We start from the raw sequence: 17,947 nt of genomic DNA, 5'->3' as shown, positions 1-17,947 counted from the left end.
GCGCCGGCGGAATGTCGCAGAGGGTCCACCCGCTCGGCGCAATGCCGTCAGTGCCGACCGCCCCCGCCGCCCGCTTCTCCCGCCACCCGCAGATGCTGGACGGCGTACGACCGCCAGGGCCGCCAGGTGTCGGGGACGTCGGTGCCGGGCGGGGCGACGTCGGGATCGCCGAGGGCGCGGACGCGGAGCGTGGCAACGGTGGCCGGGTCCATGCCGGGCAGGGCGAGCAGGGCCTCCTCGGCGTCGTGCCGGTCGGCGCCCGGGTCCAGCCGTACGGTGCCGTCGGCGAGGGCGGCGGCGAGGGCGCCCAGCGGGCCGCCGGGCTCGGCCTCGGCGAGGACGGCGGGCTCCGGGAAGAGGTGGGTGAGGCTGCCGTGGGGCGCGTCGAGCACCTTGCCGTACCGGTGCACCAGCTCCTGGGCGCCTTCGGTGCCGGCCAGGGCGCGTGCGGCGGGTTCCAGCGGGTCCACGGCGCCGGGCGAGCGCAGTCCGGGGCGGGCGGCGACCAGCGGGGCGAGCCGGGGGTCGGCGCCGAGCCGCTCGTCGACGGCGTACGGGTCGGCGTCGAGGTCGAACAGCCGGCGCAGCCGCTGCACGGCGGTGGTGAGGTCCCGGAGGTCGGTGAGGTGGAGCCGGGCGTCGAGCCAGCCGCCCGGGTGGGTGCCGGTGCCGGCCCGCGGGGCGCGGGTGCGCTCCTGGACGGCGGCGAGGGCGGTGCCGTACGGCAGCCGCAGGGTGCGCCGGTAGGTGCGGGCGCCGGGGGTGCCGGTCACCTCTTCGACGCCCGGTACGGCCTCCCGTGCGAGCTGGTCGAAGACGGCGGCGGACTGGTAGGGGCCGCGGTGGGCGAGCCGGAGCGGGATGCCCGTGCCGGGGGCCGCCCGGCGGGTGGTCCGGCCCTGCGGGGCGGCGGCCCTGACCTCGGTCGGTGTTCCGGCGTACACCTCCCGGATGGTGTCGTTGAACTGCCGCACGCTGGCGAATCCGGAGGCGAACGCGATCTCGGTGACCGGCAGGTCGGTGGTCTGGAGCAGGACGCGCGCGGTGTGGGCCCGCTGGGCCCGGGCGAGGGCCACGGGCCCGGCGCCCAGCTCGGCGGTGAGCTGCCGCTGCACCTGCCGGGAGCTGTAGCCGAGACGGGTGGCGAGCCCGGCGACGCCTTCGCGGTCCACGACGCCGTCGGCGATCAGCCGCATGGCCCGCCCGACGACGTCCGCCCGCACGTTCCACTCGGCCGAGCCCGGTACGGCGTCCGGCCGGCACCGCCGGCAGGCCCGGAACCCGGAGCCCTGCGCGGCGGCGGCCGTCGCGAAGAACCGCACGTTGCGCCGTTTCGGCGTCACGGCCGGGCAACTGGGCCGGCAGTAGATCCCGGTGGTCTCGACGGCGAAGAAGAACACACCGTCGAACCGCCCGTCCCGGCTCCGCACCGCCTCGTACCTGCTGTCTTCGTCCTTCACGTGCTCCAGTGTGGGGCGGGGACGGCAGACGGGCTAGCGGAAATCGGACGTCGCCTGGCTGCGGGCAGTCGTGCCGCTGGGCGGCACGGGTGGGCGCAGCGGCACCCCGCGAGCGCGGCCGAGCGCCCCCCACCACACGGCTCCTACTTCCAGCGCCCCCGCTTGGCCTCCATCGCCGCCCTCCCCTCGGCTCCCTTCCGCTTCCAGTCCCGCCGAAGCTCCGCACGGACCCGCGCGTCGGTCTTGGCGACGATCCACTGGTTCTCCCGGATCAGCTTGCGGTAGCTCTCCAGTCGCCGCGCCGGAAGCTCCCCGTTCTCCACGGCGGAGCGCACCGCGCAGCCCGGCTCGCTCTCGTGGGCGCAGTCGTGGAACCGGCAGTCCTCGGCCAGGTCCTCGATCTCGGAGAACACCTGCCCGACGCCGGTCTCCGCGTCGAAGAGCCCGACGCCCCGCAGCCCGGGGGTGTCGATGAGCACCCCGCCGGAGGGCAGGGCGAGCAGGTTGCGGGTGGTCGTGGTGTGCCGGCCCTTGCCGTCGACGTCCCGGGCCGCCCGCACGTCCATGACGTCGGCGCCGACGAGCGCGTTGGCGAGGGTGGACTTGCCCGCGCCGGACTGGCCGAGCAGCACGCTCGTCCCGGAGCCGACGAGCGCGACGAGCACGTCGAGTCCGTCGCCGTGCAGGGCGCTGACGGTGAGCACGGGCACGCCGGGCGCGCTGGTCTCCACGTCCTCGACGAGGTGGGCCAGGGTGACCGGGTCCGGCACGAGGTCGGCCTTGGTGAGGACGACGACGGGCTGGGCGCCGGACTCCCAGGCGAGGGCGAGGAACCGCTCGACGCGGCCGAGGTCGAGTTCCACGGCGAGGGACACGGCGACCACGGCGTGGTCGACGTTGGCGGCGAGGATCTGCCCCTCGGACCGCTTGGAGGAGGTGGAGCGGACGAAGGCGGTGCGGCGCGGCAGATACGCGCGCACGTACCGCGGATCACCGTCGGGGTCGACGGCGACCCAGTCCCCGGTGCACACGACCTTCATGGGATCGCGGGGCACGACGAACTCGGTGTCGGCGCGGACGGTCCCGCCCGCGGTGACGATGTCGCACTGACCGCGGTCGACCCGGACGACCCGGCCGGGCAGCAGCCCGTCGGCCGCGTACGGCGCGAACGCCTCGGCCCAGGTCTCGTCCCAGCCGTAGGGAGTCAGCGCGGAGGAAGCAGCGGAGGTGGAAGTCAAGGGTGACCCTTCACAAGGGTGGCCCCGGGCAGGCGCGTACGGTGCGCGGTCGGTTCAGCCGGTGGCCACGGAGGTGGACTTGAGGAGTTCCTGGATGAGGGCAGCGCCCAGCACAGTGACAGCCATCGGTCGACACCTCCTCGTCCTCGCTCGCGGGTCCGCACACCACCTCGGCGTGCCCGGCAACTGTATCCCGCCGCCGGGGCCGCACGTCAAACCATTTTCCGCACGGCCCGGATCGTCCCCCGCCGGCCTCAACCCGTGGTGCAGGCCGCCCCGTTGAGCACGAACCCGTGCGGTGCCCGGTTCTGGCCCCGCCAGGAGCCGAGGAAGCCGAAGGACAGGCTGGAGTGGGCGGCGACCGTCTTGTTGTAGTCGGCGGCGGTGGCGGTGACGCGGGAGCCGTTCTGCTGGACGGTGGCGTCCCACATCTGGCCGATCTGCTGGCCGTCGCGGAAGGTCCAGGACACCTGCCAGCCGCTGAGGGCCTGCTCGGTGGTGACGGTGACGGTGGCCTGGAAGCCGTCGGGCCACTGGCTGTCCAGGTTGTAGGCGACCCGGCAGCCCGCGGCCGGCTCCGCGGTTCGGCCGGGACCGGCGGTGCGGGTCGCGGAGGAGGTGCCCTGGGGTTCGGGGTCGGGCTTCTTCCGGGCGGGCGTCTCCTTGGTGGGCGTCCCCTTGGTGGGCGTCGCCTCGGTGTCGGTCGCGGAGGGCCGGTCGGAGGGCGGGTCCGTCGCGGCGGGGCGGGCGGCAGCGGCGCCGGAGACGCCCGGGTCGGCGACCGGCTGCCGGTCGTCGTGGGCGGCGGCGGTGTCGTCGCCGGAGCCGCCGAACGGCATCATCGACACGCCGAGCGCCAGCGCCGACAGCAGGACGGCGGTCGCGAGCAGCCCGCCGCGCAGGACGCGGGTGCGGCCCGCGCCCTCCTCGGGGTCGGCGGCACCGGGATCGGGGCGGCCCGCGCCGAGGCGGACCTCGGTGGCGCGGCGGCGCCGCTCCAGGTAGGCGAGGCCGCCCCAGCCGATGACTCCGCCGGCCAGCGCGGCGGGCAGTCCGCCGCCGTGCAGACGCAGACAGGCGGCGGCCTCGGCGCACTGCACACAGGTGGCGAGGTGTCGGGAGAGGTCGCCGGGCGCCTCGGCGACGGTCGAGCGGGTGACCGCGTCCAGCAGGCGGGCGTAGCTGCGGCACTGCGCGTCCATCGGGGAGTCGAGATGGGCGCGGTGGCAGCGGTCCCGGAACAGGGTGCGGACCTGGTCGAGTTCGTCGGCGACGGTGGCCGGGTCCAGGCCGAGCCGGCGGGCCACGGTGGGCAGCGGGAGCGCCTCCACCTCGGCCAGCCAGAGCAGCGCGGCGTCCGCCTCCTGCATGTCCCTGAGGCCGCGCAGTGCGACCGGGCGCCGCAGCGGCGGCCCCGAGAACCGGGCGGCGTTCTCGGAGTTGAGCCACAGCCGCAGATCGGGGTCGAGCCGGTGCCCCTGCCCGTCGGCCTCCCAGTCGGCGGCGGTGTTGCGTACGGCGGTGAGCAGCGCGGGGATCGTGGGCAGCCGTGCGGTGCGTCGGCCGGCGCCGCGCACATGGGTGCTCGCCGCGGCGCGGACCTCGCGCATGCCGAGCGTGAACGCCTCGGTCGCCAGTTGATGGGCCGTCAGCGATCCGGACGTGCACAGGTCCGCGTACGAGAGCACCGCGTCCCAGCACTCCGAGAACAGCGCGGCCTCGGTGTCGTCCTGGGGGGTCGGCAGGTCGGGCATGGGACTCCTGCATCCACGAGCGAGGTCAACTCACCAAAGGCAAAGGGAAGTTGCCGGGAACCTCACGGCAGAGGCCGAGCCTTTCACGTCTCCGACACAACTGACAAGCGCCCTTTTCACATCCGGTCACCGGCGGTCGCGTGACGGCGACCCGGTCGGACGGCGCGTTCGCGGGCTCGGTCCGGTCGGTCCGCGGCGACAGCCCCTCGGAACCGGGGCCGCCGCCCGCCCGGCCGAGCCCCCGTTCCACGTCGTCCGGGATGACCCCGGTGGCCTGGGCGGCCGGTACGTCCGCGGGCGCACCGTCCGTGCCCACGGGCCCTCGGCCAGGATCCGCTCCAGCAGCGCCGCGTCCCGGGGCGGCGTCCCGGGTCACCGGATCGGCGGGGCGCGGCAACCGCCGTACCCGCGCCTCTGTTCCGGCCGTGTCCGCTTTCCCGGCCAGGCCGTGCCGTCAGCCGGCCGCCGCGCCGCTCGCCGCGCGCCTGGTTCGCGTGCGGCGGGGGTTACACCGTGCTCGGTTCCTGTGCCGGCAGGCTGTCCATGAAGGAGCTGACCGAGAACACCGCGCGGCCGGGTCCGGGCGGGCCGTAGCCGGGCGGGGAGGTCAGGCCGAAGTCGTCCATGGTCTGCCGGTAGGCCTCCAGCAGCCGGATGTGGTACTCCAGCGGCGCGCCCTGCGGGTTGGCCTTGCCGAGCGGGGTGGTGGGCTCCGGGCACCAGGTGGTGAAGCGGGGCGTGATGCCGTGCGACATGAAGAAGCGCAGGCCCTCGGTGGTGGAGGCGATGGCCTCGTCGACGGTGGTGAAGCCGAACGGCTCGGCCATCTCCACGCCCGCCACGAAGTTCGGGATGACATTGCGGGCGCCGAACACCTCGGCGGAGTCCAGGATCCGGCGGTGCCACTCGTCCCGGCCGACGTACCGCTCCTTGCCGGGGCAGTACAGCTCGAACAGCCGGCGGTCCCACACCTCGAAGTTGGGGTGGTAGATCTGCACGCCGTAGTCCTTGAACCGCTGCACGTCCGGCTTGGGCAGCGCCTGCGCGACGACCTTGCCGATCCAGCGGCCGGGGAAGCGCTCCTCGATGGCCTTGGCGTAGCGGCCGTAGAAGTCGGCCTCGTCCCGGCCGGCCACCTTCGACGTGATGGCGCCACCGGTGAGGGTGTAGGCGGTGGACGCCTTCTGGGTGTCGTACCGGTCGATGATCTCCAGCGCCTCCAGGACCTCGTCCACATCCTTGACGCCGGTGTACGGCCGTCCGGCGGCCTTGTGCTGGCGCCAGTTGTGGTTGATGTCGCAGTACTGGCACTCCTCCTTGGCGCCGAAGTACTGGCAGACCCGGAAGACGGTCAGGTAGATCAGGTAGCCCCACTGGATGGTCGGTGCGACCTCCATCACGGACTTCCCGTTGGACAGGGTGTGCCGGTAGTACTCGGGCATCGGCGGTACGCCGACGTCGGCGACGCGCTTCCCGTCGAGGTACAGCCCGAGCAGCCCCTCCTCGTCGGCGGCGACGCGGTACGGCGAGGCGGGGTTCACCCGTACGGAGACGACCGTACGGCGCAGGTCGTATGGACCGCCGGTGAGGATGATCTCCTCGGGCGGGCGCCTGAGCGCGGCCTCGCCCAGCTCGGGCAGGGTGCCGTGGTCGAAGGAGAAGATGAAGTACGACTTGGGCTTGACGTCCCCGGCCTCGTTGTCGCTCAGGGCGGACTTGTCGAAGGCGACACCGCCCCGGAGCAGGTCCTCTTTGAAGACGGCCTCCCGCGGAACATGCGGGAACCGCTCCATCAGATCCTCGACCAGCGCGGTACGACTGCCCATCCGTCTGTCTCCTCCCGGTTCAGGCGTACGGCTCTCACCGTATGCCCCCGCCCCCGGCCGGGCCGTGCCGGGTCCCCGCACGCCGCGCGATGTGCTCCGGTACGGCGATGTCGACCGGCAGCGCCGGATCGGGCACGGGTTCGCCCCAGACGGAGGCCAGCGGCAGGACCCCGGCCCACAGGCCCAGCTCCGCGTCGGGTCCTTCGCCGTCGTCGGGAGCGCCGGTCCGGATCTTGACGGAGGCCTCTTCGAGGGAGAGGGCGAGGAGGGCGGTGGCGGCGAGTTCCCTGCGGTTGGGCCCCCGGGCGTACGACCACTGCCCCGGCGTCGCGTGCTCGGTGAGCCGGCGCAGGCCCGCCAGCTTCTCCTCGGGGTCGGTGACCCTGCGGGCGGTGCCGTGGATCATGGCGCTGCGGTAGTTCACGCCGTGCTCGAAGACGGACCGGGCGAGCACGAGCCCGTCGACGTGCGTGACGGTCACACAGACCGGGAGATCACCGGCGAGGCTGCGGCTGGCCACCGACCCGTGGACGTACAGCTGCCGCTCGTCGCGCCCGTACACCGTCGGCACGACCAGTGGCCGGCCGTCGACCACCACGCCCAGGTGACAGACGAAACCGGCGTCCAGGATCGCGTTCAGCTCCGCCCGGTCCAGACTGCCCTGCTCGCGAAGGCGGCGGTGGCGGGTGCGGTCGGTCTCGGGGAGCCGCGCGGGGAGAGGTTCGGAAGCCATGCGAGGAAGCTATCGAAACAGTCACGACAGGGCGAAGGAATTTGCTGATTTCGAAGTTCGCGCAGGCCAAGGCAACGAAATCCGCGATCCCGGCCGCCCGGCGAGGCTCGGACAGCAACCGCTCTCCACAGGGGCCGCACCGGATGAGAAGGTCGACGGACACGCAACTCTCCGGGAGGGAGCAGGGATGACGGAGTCGGCGGAGACGGTCAGCAACTGGGCGCGCACGGTCACGTACACGGTCAAGGAGTTCCACCGCCCGGACACGCTCGACGCGCTCAGGGCCCTGGTGGCCGGCAGCGACCGGGTGCGGGTCCTGGGCAGCGGCCACTCGTTCAACCGGATCACCGACCCCGGCGGCGAGGGGGTGCTCGTGTCGATCGCCGGTCTGCCGCCGGTGCTCGACGTGGACATCGCGGCCCGTACGGTACGGGTCTCGGGCGGCGTCCGGTACGCGGAGCTCGCCCGCACGGTCGACGCGCACGGCCTCGCCCTGCCCAACATGGCCTCCCTGCCGCACATCTCGGTGGCCGGTTCGGTGGCGACCGGCACGCACGGCTCCGGCGTCGGCAACGGTCCGCTGGCGTCGGCGGTCCGGGAGGTGGAGCTGGTCGTCGCGGACGGTACGACGGTGACGATCGGCCGGGACGACCCGCGGTTCGACGGCGCCGTGACCTCCCTCGGCGCGCTGGGTGTCGTCACCGCGCTCACCCTCGGCCTGGAGCCGGCGTACCAGGTGGAGCAGCGGGTCTTCACCGAACTGCCCCTGGAGGGGCTGGACTTCACGGCCGTCGCCGCCTCGGGGTACAGCGTGAGCCTGTTCACGGACTGGCGGGCGCCGGGCTTCCGTCAGGTGTGGGTCAAGCGGCGCACCGACCGGCCGGCGGTGGACTTCCCGTGGGCGGCGCCCGCGACCGTCCCGCTGCACCCGGTGCCGGGCATGCCCGCCGAGAACTGCACCCGGCAGCTGGGCGTGCCGGGGCCGTGGCACGAGCGGCTGCCGCACTTCCGGGCGGAGTTCACGCCGAGCAGCGGGGCGGAGATCCAGTCCGAGTACCTGCTGCCGCGGTCGGCGGCGGTCGACGCGCTGCACGCGATCGACGGGATCCGGGAGGCGGTGGCCGGTGTGCTGCAGACCTGCGAGGTGCGCACGATCGCCGCCGACCCGCAGTGGCTCAGCCCGGCCCACGGCCGCGACTCGGTCGCGTTCCACTTCACCTGGGTGCGCGACGAGGCGGCGGTGCTGCCGGTGGTGCGCCGGCTGGAGCGGGCGCTGGAGCCGTTCGATCCGCGCCCGCACTGGGGGAAGGTGTACGGGATCCCGTCCGCGGTACTCCGTGGACGGTACGCGCGGCTCGCCGACTTCCGGGCCCTGGCGCGCTCACTGGATCCCGCCGGCACGTTCCGCAACGCCTTCGTGCGGGACCTGCTCGACGACTGACGCGGTGCCAGACTTGACTTTCTCCAGCCCCTTTCCTAACCCCTTGTCGAAAGTCCCTCCCAGCCCATAACCTGACGCCCGCGCCGGTGCTGATCCCGCCCGGCCCGATCTGGTCCGGACGGGATGGGAGGGGCAGCCGCGTGAAGCGCACATCACGTGACATCCGCACCGCGAACCGCTATGAGGTACTGCGCCAGATCATCGCGGAGTCTCCCACCTCCCGCCAGGAGCTCGCGGCGGCCACCGGCCTGAGCCTGGCCACCGTGGCCACGCTCGTCGGCGAGCTGCTGGATCTCCGCATGATCACCGAGGTCGGGTTCGAGGACTCGGCCGGTGGCCGCCCCCGGGGGCTGGTCGCCGTCAACGCGTCGGGGGGCGCGTTGATCGGCGTGGACATCGCGGAGACGTACGTCCATGTCGAGCTGTTCGACCTGGCGCTGAACGTGCTGGCCCGCGCCGACGAGGACATGCGGCCCGGGGAGAGCCGGCCCGAGCAGGTGGTCGGGCACGTCGCCGCCGCGGTCGGGTCGGTGGTCGCCCAGGCCGGTGTCGAGGCGGCCCGGGTGCTCGGCGTCGGGGTGAGCGTGCCGGGCCAGGTGGACCGGGACACCGGGGTCGCCGAGTTCGCGCCCAACTGGAACTGGCACGACGTGCCGTTGCTCGACCTGCTCGCCGAGCACATCGCCTACCCGCTGTACCTGGACAATCCGCTGCGCGCCTGCGCGGTGGCCGAGCTGTGGTTCGGGGCGGCGCGGGGCCGCGGGGACGCCGTGGTCGTCAATCTCGGCACCGGGGTCGGTGCCGGTCTGGCCCTCGGCGGCGGTCTGCACCGCGGGGTGAGCAACAGCGCCGGCGAGTGGGGGCACACCACGCTCGTGCTGGACGGGCGGCTGTGCCACTGCGGCAACCACGGCTGCGTGGAGACGTACGTCGGCGCGCCCGGCATCATGCAGAACCTGCGCGAACTGAGCCCGCGCTCCACCCTGTTGCACCCCGAGGACCAGACGGCCACCATCGACGCGCTGGCCCGCGCGGTCGGCGAGGGCGACCCGGTCGCGCTCAAGGTCGTCCGGGACACGGCACGGTACCTGGGCGCCGGCATCTCCGACCTGATCAATCTCCTCAACCCCGAAGTGGTCGTGCTCAGCAGCTGGGTGGCGTCCCGGCTGGGCGAGCCGCTGCTCGGGGAGGTCCGCCAGGCGGTCGCCCGGCACGCGCTGCGCCGCCCGCTGGCCGCCACCGAGATCGTCCTCTCCCCGGTCCCCACCGACCCGGTGTCCCTCGGCGCGGCGACGTTCGCGCTGGAGGGGGCGCTGCAGTCCGTCGGGCAGAGGGCAGTGAAACGCACCCACGCAAGGAGCCGTACCGCACCGCCTTCATGACGACGGAAGGGATGCACGTGTCTCACCCCCGCACCAGGAGATCGCTCCTGCTGACGGCCTCGGCCGCACTGGCCGTCACCGGAGCCCTGATCACCTCCCCGCCGGCGGGTGCCGCCGGCACCCCGGCCGCCGCCGAGGTCTCCCCCCACGCCGCCCAGACCATCGACAACATCGGCGCCTCCGGCGCCTGGTGGGTCAACGACCTCCAGCACTTCGACCCCGCCGTCCAGGCCCGGGTCGCCAAGCTGCTGTTCTCCAGGGACGGCCTCGCCCTCAGCTCGTACCGCTACAACATCGGCGGAGGCGGCACCGGCGTGACGTACGCGCCGCGCGCCCCCGAGGACTTCCTCGCCCCGGACGGCGGCTACGACTGGTCCAAGGACAAGGCCGGCCGCTCCTACCTGTACGCCGCCGCCAAGTACGGCGTGAAGGACCTGATCGGCTTCGTCAACAGCGCGCCCGCCGCGTGGAAGACGAACGGCAAGAGCTGCGGCGGCTACCTGAAGGCGGAGAACGAGCAGGACTTCGCCCGGTACGTCGCCGATGTCACCGACCACTTCGCGAAGCAGGGCGTACGGCTGGACTACATCAGCCCGTTCAACGAGCCGACCAACAGCTTCGACTCGTGCGGTCAGGAGGGCATGCTGGTCGACCCCGCGCAGCGCGACGACATCGTGCGCGCGCTCGGCGCCGAGCAGCGGGCCCGGCACCAGAAGACGACGATCATCGCCGACGAGTCCACCAGCACGGCCAAGTTCAACGAGGAGGTCCCCCAGTGGATCTCCCAGCCGGGCACCGCCCCGTACGTCTCCAAGCTGGCCCACCACACGTACGACAACCCGGGCGACGCCGACCGGGCGCGGGTGCACGAGACGTCCAGGGCGGCCGGGAAGCAGTCCTGGTCGACGGAGATCTGCTGCTTCGGCAAGGGCGGCACCGGCTGGGCGCAGGAGTACGACCCGACGATCGACGGCGGGCTGAACCTGTCCCGGATCATCTACAAGGACTTCGCGACCGCCCATGACTCGGCGTTCCAGTGGTGGGTGGCGCTGTCGGAGATGATCGGCAGCGACCCGAACGCCCGCAACGACGACGGCTGGAACGACGGCCTGATCTACTACGACCCGGACTACGCGAAGAACGGCAACCAGACCCTGTACTTCACCAAGCGTTACTACGCGCTCGGCCAGTACAGCAAGTTCGTCCGGCCGGGCGCGGTCCTGCACAACGTGACCGGCGTGCCGGCCGGCGTGGAGGTGTCCGCCTACGACCGCAACGGCACCTGGGTGGTCGTGGTCAACAACCACAACACGACCGACACCGCGCTGAACCTGCACTTCAACAGCGGTGCGCCGGTGCGGGCCACGAAGGCCGTGCGGACCTCCGCCGACGAGAACTGGGCGGGGGTCGCGAAGCCGTCGGTGGCCGACGGCTCGATGTCCGCGACGCTCGCGGCCCGTTCGATCACGACGTACGTCCTCGACGGGAAGCGGCAGGGCAGTTCGGCGCTGACCGGTGCGCTGGTCGGCGGGCAGTCGGGCAAGTGCCTGACGGCCGACGCCTCGGGTGCCGCGATCACCGGCTGCACGGGCGCGGCCGGGCAGTCGTGGTCGTACGACGCGCGGGGCACACTGAAGGGCGCCAACGGCTATCTGACAGCGGCGGGTTCGGGCCTGACGGCGACGGCCCCGGCCCGTGGTGACGGCACCCAGCGCTGGCTGCTGAACGGCAACGGGCAGATCGTGAACGAGGCGTCGGGCAGGTGCCTCGACGTCAGCGGGCAGGCGACGGCCGACGGCAGCGAGGTCATCCTCTACAGCTGCACCGGCGGCGCCAACGAGGCCTGGACCAGGCAGTAGACCCGCTCCTCCTCCGCACCGAGGGCCGCCGGACACTCCCCTGACCCGGCGGCCCTCATCTCCCCTGCCCCGCAAGCCCGTTCGCGATCCCGAACCGCGTACAACAACTCGCACCGACTTCGTCCAACCCCTTGCTGAAGCCTTAGTCGAAGGTTAGCGTCCCGCACCACACCCCCTTTCCGGCCGTCCGGCCACCGGGTGTGAGAGCCGCAGCCGTACTCGAACAGAGAAGGACGTCAGCATGTCGGCACAGAGCAGCACCTGGGACCGCCGATCGATATTCCGGGCCGCCGCGGGCCTGGCCGCCGCCGGCACGCTCGCCGCGTGCGGCGGCAACAACGGCCGGGGCGGCGGCTCCGGTTCTGGCAAGCAGCTCACCCAGTACTTCCACGCGTACGGCGAGGCGGGCACCCAGCAGGCGATCAAGCGCTACGCGAAGGCGTACTCGAAGGCGAACGTGACCACGCAGTGGATCACCGGCTCCAACTTCGAGAGCAAGCTGTTCGCCTCGCTGCTCACCGACCAGGCGCCGGACCTGTTCGAGTTCCACCCGCAGATCCAGCTCGTCAGGAGCGGCCAGGTGGCGGACCTGACCGACATCATCGAGCCGGCCAAGAGCGACTTCAACCAGGCCGACATCTCGTCCCACACGGTGGACGGCAAAATCTACGGCGTCCGGATGATCGACGACCCGCAGTTCTTCTTCTACCGCAAGTCCCTGCTGGAGAAGGCGGGCATCGAGCCGCCCACCACCCTGGACGAGCTGATCGAGGCGGCGGACAGGCTCACCACGAGCAAGGTCAAGGGGCTGTTCCTCGGCAACGACCTGCACGCGGTGATCAACCCGCTGATCTGGTCGGCCGGCGCGGACCAGCTGAACGACAAGAACGAGATCGCTTACCACACGGACGGCGTGATCGAGGGCCTGAAGCAGATGCGGAAGCTGTTCACCAGCGGCAACCTCCTGCTCGACGCCCCGGCCGACTTCTGGGACCCCTCCGCCCTCAACCAGGGTCTGTGCGCGATCCAGTTCTGCGGCATGTGGGCCATGCCGCAGTTCCAGCAGGCCCTCGGCGACGATCTCGGCGTCATGCCGTTCCCCAAGGTCGGTGACGCGGGCAAGCCGTCCGTCTACATCAGCGGCTGGTCGATGTTCGTCAACGCCAAGGGCAAGAACGTCGAGGCGGCCAAGGAGTACGTGAAGTGGCTGTGGATCGACCAGAAGAAGTACCAGGCGGACTGGGCGACCTCGTACGGCTTCCACATCCCGCCACGCGCCTCCATCGCGCAGTCGGCGAGCAAGCTGAAGTCGGGCCTGCCGGCGGAGGGCGTGAAGCTCTTCAACGAGTACGGGCGCTTCGAGAAGACCGGCTGGACGCAGGCGATGATCACCGCCACGGAGAAGGTCTTCGCCGACTGCGTCCGCAAGGGCGGTGACCCCGAGGCCGCACTCGACACGTGCGACAAGACGGTGAACGCCGAACTGAAGAAGCTGTTCGGATAGGCCGCCGGACGGATCACACCATGTCGACGACCACCACGCGCGGTGTCGCGAGCCCCGCCCCGGCCGAGGCCACCGAGCCCCGGCCCCGGCGGGGACTGCGCGGCAGCCGCACCTTCAACTTCTGGCTCTTCACCAGCCCGTTCCTGATCGGCCTCATCGTCTTCGTCTACGTCCCGATCGGCTGGAGCCTGTACCTCAGCTTCTTCGAGGCCCGCTTCACGGTCACGCCCAGCGACTTCGTCGGCCTGGGCAACTACCGGGAGATCTTCTCCGACAGCGACTTCATGGGCTCGCTCGGCACCTTCACCGTCTTCGCCGCCTTCATCGTGCCCACCACCTGGGCGGTCTCCCTGGGCCTCGCCCTGCTGGTGAACCGGCTGCGCTTCATACGGGCGTTCTACCGGTCGGTGTTCTTCCTGCCGACCGCGTGCAGCTATGTCGCCGCCTCGCTGATCTGGAGGATGTCCCTCTTCAACGGCGTGCGCTTCGGCCTGGCGAACACCGTCCTCGGCCTGTTCGGCGTCGACAACGTCGCCTGGCTGGCCAACCCCGACCCGCCCTGGTACTGGCTGGTCATCGTCACCGCCCGCCTGTGGCTGCAGTCCGGCTTCTACATGATCCTGTTCCTGGCCGCGCTCCAGAACATCCCGCAGGAGCTGTACGAGGCCGCCGCCATCGACGGCGCCAAGCGCGGCTGGCAGACCTTCCGGTACATCACGCTGCCGCAGCTGCGGGCCACCTCCACGGCCGTCGTCCTGCTGCTGCTCGTGGCCGCCTACCAGGCCTTCGACGAGTTCTTCAACCTGCTGTCCAAGACGACCTGGGGCCGCCCCCCGCTGGTCGAGCTGTACTACACCGCCCTCGGCCAGGACCAGAACTACGGCAAGGGCAGCGCCGGCGCCGTAGTGCTGACCGTGCTGATCTGCGTCGTCACCCTGTTCCAGGGCCGGATCATGGGATTCGGGAGGGGTGAGGAGTCCAAGTGACCACGACCGCACCCGACACCGGAAAGCGCGCCCGGCGCGGCGGGGTGATGAGCTCGACCGGCCTGTACATCGCCACCAGTGTCGCCGCGCTCCTCTTCCTCGTCCCCTTCTACCTGCTGATCCGCAACGCCCTGTCCACCGACCCGGAGATCACCGGCGAGAACTGGAAGTTCTTCCCCACCCACATCCAGTGGGGCAACATCACCGAACCGTTCGACGACCCGACGGTCGACTTCGGCCGGTCGATGTGGAACTCGCTGGTCGTCGGCGTCCTGCACACGGTCGGCACGCTGTTCGTCTGCTCGCTGGCCGGCTACGCCCTCGCCCGCATCCCCTACCGGCACGCCAACAAGATCTTCTACGCCGTCCTGGTGACCCTGATGGTCCCGGCCGCCGTCACCTTCGTGCCCAGCTTCGTGCTGGTGTCGTCCCTCGGCTGGGTGGACAGCTACCGGGGTCTCATCGTCCCGGGGCTCTTCAGCGGTTTCACCTGCTTCCTGTTCCGGCAGTACTTCCTCGGGTTCCCGAAGGAGCTGGAGGAGGCGGCACGCGTGGACGGGCTCGGCTACTGGGGCGCGTACTGGCGTGTCGTGGTGCCGAACTCGCTGAACTTCTTCGCGGCCATCGCCACGATCACCTTCATCAACGGCTGGAACGCCTTCCTGTGGCCGCTGGTCATCGGCCAGGACCCGAGCGCCTGGACGGTCCAGGTCGCGCTGTCGTCGTACATGACCAACCAGACCGTCAACTACCACCTGATCTTCATGGCGACCGCCATCTCGATCCTGCCCCTGCTGTTCGTGTTCCTCTTCCTCCAGCGCTGGCTGGTGCAGGGGATCGCGCAGACCGGCATCAAGGGCTGAGCTAGGAGACCGATGTCTTTCCGTACCACCACCGCCTACGTCGAGGACGTCTCGCCGGGTTCCGGGGCGCTGCCACCCCGCGCCTGGTACGCGTCCTCGGACGCCATGTCCCTTTCCCTGAACGGCAGCTGGCGCTTCAGACTGTCGGAGACGGCCGACGCCGAGGACGACTCCTTCGCGGCCGAGGGGTACGACGCCGGAGACTGGGCGGAGGTCACGGTCCCCGGTCACTGGGTGCTCCAGGGCAGCGGTTCCTTCGGATCCCCCATCTACACCAACCACCTCTACCCGTTCCCGGTCGACCCGCCCCGCGTGCCCACCGAGAACCCGACCGGCGACCATCTGCGCACCTTCGACCTGCCCGCGGACTGGCCGGCCGACGGCGGTGCCGCCTTGCGCTTCGACGGCGTGGAGTCCTGCGCCCGGATCTGGCTGAACGGCACCGAGCTGGGCGAGTTCAAGGGCTCACGGCTGCCCCACGAGTTCACGGTCGGACACCTGCTGAAGCCCACCGGGAACGTCCTGGCCGTCCGCGTCCACCAGTGGTCGGCGGGCTCCTACCTGGAGGACCAGGACCAGTGGTGGCTGCCGGGCATCTTCCGGGACGTCACCCTGCTGCACCGCCCGGCGGTCAGCGCCCTGGACTTCTTCGTGCACGCCTCCTACGACCACACCACGGGTGAGGGCACGCTGCGGGTCGACTCCGACGTGGAGGGCCGGGTGACCGTCCCGGACCTCGGCATCGACACCGCGACCGGCGATCCGGTGACCGTCCCGGTCGAGCCGTGGTCGGCGGAGACGCCGAGGCTGTACGACGGCGTGCTGGCCACCGAGGGCGAGCGGGTGCCGCTGCGCATCGGCTTCCGTACGGTGGAACTCTCGGACGGCCTGATCAAGGTGAACGGCCGCCCGGTGCTCTTCAAGGGCGTCAACCGGCACGAGTGGCACCCGGAGAAGGGCCGGGCGCTCGACCTCGCGACCATGCGCGAGGACGTGCTGCTGATGAAGCGGCACAACATCAACGCGGTCCGCACCTCCCACTACCCGCCGCACCCCGCCTTCCTCGACCTGTGCGACGAGTACGGCCTGTGGGTGATCGACGAGTGCGACCTGGAGACGCACGGCTTCACCGAGCAGGGCTGGCGGGACAACCCCGTCGACGACGACCGCTGGACCCCGGCCCTGCTCGACCGGGCGGCCCGCATGGTCGAGCGGGACAAGAACCACCCGTCGGTCGTCATCTGGTCGCTGGGCAACGAGGCGGGCACCGGACGGGGCCTGACCGCGATGGCCGAGTGGATCCACGGCCGCGACACCTCCCGGCTCGTGCACTACGAGGGCGACCTCAACTGCCGTGACACGGACATGTACTCACGGATGTACGCCTCCCACGCCGAGGTCGAGCAGATCGGCAAGGAGTTGGACGGCGGCACCCACAAGCGCCGCGAACTCCCCTTCATCCTCTGCGAGTACGCGCACGCCATGGGCAACGGCCCTGGCGGACTCGCCGACTACCAGCGGCTCTTCGAGGCGCACGACCGGCTCCAGGGCGGCTTCGTCTGGGAGTGGATCGACCACGGCATCGCCCGCCCCGACCTGGGTTTCGCCTACGGCGGCGACTTCGGCGAGGAGCTGCACGACGGCAACTTCGTCTGCGACGGCCTGCTCTTCCCGGACCGGCGGCCCTCCCCCGGCCTGGTCGAGTACAAGAAGGTGATCGAGCCGGTCGCCATCACCGGCGACGGCGCCGACGGCACGGTCCGCATCACCAACAAGTACGACTTCGCTGACCTGTCGGCGCTGGCCTTCTCCTGGTCGTACGAGGTCGAGGGCGAGCCGGTGGAGTCCGGCACCCTGTCGGTGCCCGCGCTGGCGCCCGGCGAGTCCGCCGAGGTCAAGCTGCCCGCCGTGCCGGCCGGGGCGCCCGCCGACGAGGACCGGTGGACCGTCCGGGCACGGCTCGCCTCCGGCACCTCGTGGGCGCCGCGGGACCACGTCGTCGCCTGGGGCCAGATCCCGGTGTCGGCGCGCCGGACCCCGTCCGTCGCCGCGACCGCCCGGCCTGCGTCCGGCGACGGGGCGATCACGCTCGGTCCGGCCGTCTTCGACGCCCGGACCGGGGCGCTGCGGAGCATCGGCGAGGTGCCCGTCACGGGGCTGCGCCTGGACGTGTGGCGGGCCACCACCGACAACGACGACGGCGCCGCCTGGCAGAGCGATCTGCGCTACGGGCTGGTGTGGCGCACGCTCGGCCTGCACCGGATGCGGCACCGCCTGGACGCGGTCGAGGCCGGCGAGGACGCGCTGACGGTCCGCACGCGGGTGGCGCCGGCCGCCCGGGAGCTGGGGCTGTCGGCGGTGTACCGCTGGACGTCGGACGGAGACCGGCTGCGGCTGACGGTGTCGACCGCCCCGGACGGCGACTGGACCGTCCCGCTGCCCCGCCTCGGCATCCGCTTCGGGCTCGTCGCGGCCGACCGGGTGCGGTGGTACGGCGGTGGCCCCGGCGAGGCGTACCCGGACACCCGGGCGGCGGCGGCGATCGGCCGCTGGGAGTCGACCGTGGACGAGCTGCAGACGCCGTACGTCCGCCCGCAGGAGAACGGCGCCCGGACCGACGTCCGCTGGGCTGAGCTGGGCGGCCTGCGCATCGAGGGCGACCCGGTGTTCTCCCTCACCGCCCGGCGCTGGACCACCGAGCAGCTGGACGCCGCGGCCCATCGCACCGACCTGGTGCCCGGTGACACTGTGTGGGTCAACCTGGACCACGGCCAGCACGGCATCGGCTCCCAGTCCTGCGGCCCGGGCCCGCTGCCCCAGTACCACCTGCGGGCCGAGCCGGCCGAGTTCTCCTTCGTCTTCTCCACCTCCACCTCTGCGGGCACCGGTTGACCGGTACGG

At 71.8% G+C, this 17,947-nt stretch carries 12 protein-coding genes; 7 read left to right on the top strand and 5 right to left on the bottom strand.

The window, feature by feature from the left end:
- Positions 1–47: 47 nt before the first annotated feature.
- The 5 genes from ABZ937_RS05765 to ABZ937_RS05745 form a co-directional block, all read right to left on the bottom strand.
- Positions 48–1,460 carry an AlkA N-terminal domain-containing protein gene (locus ABZ937_RS05765; RefSeq protein WP_361686040.1) on the bottom strand — a complete coding sequence of 471 codons (1,413 nt, stop codon included), beginning with the start codon at positions 1,458–1,460 and terminating at the stop codon, positions 48–50.
- A gap of 143 nt (positions 1,461–1,603) precedes the next feature.
- Positions 1,604–2,698: a ribosome small subunit-dependent GTPase A gene (gene rsgA / locus ABZ937_RS05760; RefSeq protein ID WP_361686038.1), complete on the bottom strand. Its 1,095-nt coding sequence runs from the start codon at positions 2,696–2,698 to the stop codon at positions 1,604–1,606.
- A gap of 254 nt (positions 2,699–2,952) precedes the next feature.
- Entirely contained in the window at positions 2,953–4,452 is a 1,500-nt protein-coding gene (locus ABZ937_RS05755) for a cellulose-binding domain-containing protein (protein WP_361686036.1), read from the bottom strand.
- 506 nt (positions 4,453–4,958) lie between these two features.
- Positions 4,959–6,278, bottom strand: a complete 1,320-nt coding sequence (locus ABZ937_RS05750) for a radical SAM protein (RefSeq protein WP_361686034.1) — start codon at positions 6,276–6,278, stop codon at positions 4,959–4,961.
- A 34-nt stretch (positions 6,279–6,312) separates the two neighbouring features.
- The gene (locus ABZ937_RS05745) at positions 6,313–7,011 is read right to left on the bottom strand and encodes a pyridoxamine 5'-phosphate oxidase family protein (RefSeq protein WP_361686032.1); all 699 of its coding nucleotides are present in this window, start codon (positions 7,009–7,011) and stop codon (positions 6,313–6,315) included.
- Between the two features lie 187 nt (positions 7,012–7,198).
- On the opposite strand from ABZ937_RS05745, the gene ABZ937_RS05740 reads away from it, so the two are divergent.
- The 7 genes from ABZ937_RS05740 to ABZ937_RS05710 all read left to right on the top strand — a co-directional run bounded on the left by ABZ937_RS05740 (position 7,199) and on the right by ABZ937_RS05710 (position 17,938).
- Positions 7,199–8,452: an FAD-binding protein gene (locus ABZ937_RS05740; protein WP_361686030.1), complete on the top strand. Its 1,254-nt coding sequence runs from the start codon at positions 7,199–7,201 to the stop codon at positions 8,450–8,452.
- Positions 8,453–8,592: 140 nt separating this feature from the next.
- A complete protein-coding gene (locus tag ABZ937_RS05735; RefSeq protein ID WP_361686028.1) occupies positions 8,593–9,834 on the top strand; it encodes an ROK family transcriptional regulator in 1,242 nt (413 codons plus the stop codon).
- Between the two features lie 11 nt (positions 9,835–9,845).
- Positions 9,846–11,693, top strand: a complete 1,848-nt coding sequence (locus tag ABZ937_RS05730) for a glycoside hydrolase (RefSeq protein ID WP_361686026.1) — start codon at positions 9,846–9,848, stop codon at positions 11,691–11,693.
- Positions 11,694–11,934: 241 nt separating this feature from the next.
- Entirely contained in the window at positions 11,935–13,197 is a 1,263-nt protein-coding gene (locus tag ABZ937_RS05725; RefSeq protein ID WP_361686024.1) for a sugar ABC transporter substrate-binding protein, read from the top strand.
- Positions 13,198–13,217: 20 nt separating this feature from the next.
- Positions 13,218–14,183 (top strand): sugar ABC transporter permease, encoded by a 966-nt coding sequence (locus ABZ937_RS05720; protein WP_361686022.1) that lies wholly within the window; start codon positions 13,218–13,220, stop codon positions 14,181–14,183.
- On the top strand, positions 14,180–15,046 hold the full coding sequence (locus ABZ937_RS05715) for a carbohydrate ABC transporter permease (RefSeq protein WP_361686020.1): 867 nt from the start codon (positions 14,180–14,182) through the stop codon (positions 15,044–15,046). Before ABZ937_RS05720 ends, ABZ937_RS05715 begins: the two co-directional genes overlap by 4 nt.
- Before the next feature lie 12 nt (positions 15,047–15,058).
- Positions 15,059–17,938 carry a glycoside hydrolase family 2 TIM barrel-domain containing protein gene (locus ABZ937_RS05710; protein ID WP_361686018.1) on the top strand — a complete coding sequence of 960 codons (2,880 nt, stop codon included), beginning with the start codon at positions 15,059–15,061 and terminating at the stop codon, positions 17,936–17,938.
- Positions 17,939–17,947 lie beyond the last annotated feature (9 nt).

Origin of the sequence: Streptomyces sp. NPDC046727 (assembly GCF_040645635.1) — a bacterium.
Lineage (GTDB): Bacteria > Actinomycetota > Actinomycetes > Streptomycetales > Streptomycetaceae > Streptomyces.
The sequence above is the reverse complement of the archived record's forward strand: the minus strand, read 5'-3'. Positions and strand labels throughout refer to the sequence as shown.